We start from the raw sequence: 1,293 nt of genomic DNA, 5'->3' as shown, positions 1-1,293 counted from the left end.
ACCCCATCAGCTCCTCGCCGCGCAGCGCCATCTGCCGCCGCCAGCCGTCCAGACCGGCGTAGATCAGCACCGAGGGGCTGGTGGTGCCCAGCAGGTCGGCGCGCGTGCCGAGCAGGGCCGGCGGCACCAGGTCTCCGCGCAGATGGAACACCGAGCCCTGCTCCAGACCGCTGCCCATCTTGTGGATGCTGGTCACGCAGATGTCCGCGCCCGCGTCCATCGCCCACGACGGCAGCCCCGGATGGAAGGGCAGATGCGCGCCCCACGCCTCGTCCACGATCAGCGGGCGCCCGCGCCGGTGGCACACCTCGGCGATGTCCCGCAGCGCCGCCGTCGCGCCGTACGGCGTCGGACTGGTCACCAGGGCGCCGCGCGCGTCCGGATGGGCCTCGAAGGCCGCCTCGAACTCCGCGGCCGACGGGGGATGCGCGACATGCCGTTCGGCGTCCCACCGCGGCTCCACCCAGACCGGCACGATGCCGGACAGGATCAGCCCCGACACCACCGACTTGTGGGCGTCCCGGCCGATCAGCAGCTTCTCGTGCGGCCCGGCGACCGACAGCATGGCCGCCTTGACCGACAGGGAGCTGCCGCACGTGCTGAAGAAGGTGTGCTCCGCGTGCACCGCGTCGGCCATCAGCTCCTGCGCCGACTGCAGCACCCGGCCCCGGGTGAGCCGGTCGTCCAGGCCGCCCGTCGCCAGCACGTCGCCCAGGAATACGGCGTCCCCGAGGATCTCGCGCACCGCAGGATCGGCTCCCCGCGCCTGCTTGTGGCCCGGGGGCGTGAACCCCAGCCGTCCGCTGCGGTGGTACTCCTCCAGCGCTTCCAGAACCGGTGCCCGGTAGTGATCGGCAGTCATGCGGCGCCGGGTTCCCCCCGCCCGCGGCGCCAATCCGCCGCGCCCCGGACGGGCGCGTCAGCCGGGCGTGGTGTGCTTGCCCGGCGTCAGGATCTCGTCCAGCACCCGCAGCACCACCCCGTAGGCCACCGTGCGGATCTCCGCGTCCCGCACCGCGCCGGCGTCCCCCGGATCCTCCCGGTCCACCCGCTCGCCCCGGGCCCGCCAGGCCCGCTCCTCCTGTGCCGCGCAGGCCCGCGCCCGCTGGATGCGCCGCAGCAGTTCGTCCGAGTCCACCACATCGGTCATGCGTCCCGGGTACCCGCGGTGGGCCGCGGGATGACGGGCAGGCGGGAAACGTCCGAGAGGTTTGCCTGAACCGTGACAGGTGAGCCGAAAAGGGAGATCCGAGGCAAAGAACGCCTACCACTGTCACGATCCAGGGAGCCGTC

2 protein-coding genes are annotated in these 1,293 nt (G+C 73.2%); both read right to left on the bottom strand.

Annotated elements, in window-relative coordinates:
- The coding region (locus LPA54_RS32645; RefSeq protein WP_368857875.1) for an aminotransferase class I/II-fold pyridoxal phosphate-dependent enzyme at positions 1–862 on the bottom strand (862 nt) is incomplete at its 3' end.
- A gap of 57 nt (positions 863–919) precedes the next feature.
- On the bottom strand, positions 920–1,150 hold the full coding sequence (locus LPA54_RS32640) for a hypothetical protein (RefSeq protein WP_228917293.1): 231 nt from the start codon (positions 1,148–1,150) through the stop codon (positions 920–922).
- Positions 1,151–1,293: the final 143 nt, after the last annotated feature.

It is taken from the genome of Streptomyces sp. DH12 (genome assembly GCF_020873895.1).
Classification (GTDB): Bacteria; Actinomycetota; Actinomycetes; order Streptomycetales; family Streptomycetaceae; genus Streptomyces.
This window is presented reverse-complemented; position numbering and strand designations above follow the sequence as displayed.

Excerpts from the sequence above, each read along its gene's own strand:
- LPA54_RS32640 (WP_228917293.1), bottom strand. The coding sequence starts at position 1,150 with ATGACCGATGTGGTGGACTCGGACGAACTGCTGCGGCGCATCCAGCGG.